This is a genomic window from Rubneribacter badeniensis, from assembly GCF_002899695.1.
Lineage (GTDB): Bacteria > Actinomycetota > Coriobacteriia > Coriobacteriales > Eggerthellaceae > Rubneribacter > Rubneribacter badeniensis.
On record NZ_PPEL01000180.1, the window covers coordinates 1 to 607 of the forward strand.

1 protein-coding gene is annotated in these 607 nt (G+C 60.8%); it reads right to left on the bottom strand.

The genetic code is table 11. The features are described 5' to 3' along the window. On the bottom strand, positions 1-607 hold a 607-nt coding region (locus C2L80_RS13540), incomplete at both ends, for an LCP family protein (protein ID WP_129589980.1).

Below are 607 nucleotides of genomic sequence, written 5' to 3' on the forward strand. Positions count from 1 at the left end.
GCCAGCGAGATGATATCGGTAACGGACAAGTCCGTAGTCACGCACTTCGCCGCACCCTGAATAACGCCGGGAAGATCGGTGACGGGCATGTCGAGCACCTTGTTCACCAGAGCCATGATGAGCTTGCGCTGATTGGCCGTCCGCGTGAAATCCCCGTCGACGAAGGCGCGGCTGCGCGCGAACACGAGTGCCTGCTCGCCGTTGAGATGCTGCAGGCCCTCCTCGATGATGATGCGCTGGCCATACGGGTTGTCCGTGGTGTTGTCGGCATCCGTGTCGTCGATGCGCTCCGTCACCTCCACGTCAACGCCACCCACCGCGTCGACCAATTGCACCATGTTCTCGAAGTTCACCTCAGCATAGTGGGAGATATCCACCCCGAGCAGCTGGCTGGCCTCGCGGATGGTGGACGACACGCCACCGTAGTTGTAGGCGGCATTGAACTTCGAGATACCCACGTTGTCGATGTCGATCATGGTGTCGCGCGGAATGGACACGATGCTGGCTTGGTTTCTCGTGGGATCGACGTACACGACAATGTTCGTGTCGGAACGCGCGCCGGCCTCGTCGCTTCCGGTACGCTCGTCCGAGCCCACGAGCATCATGT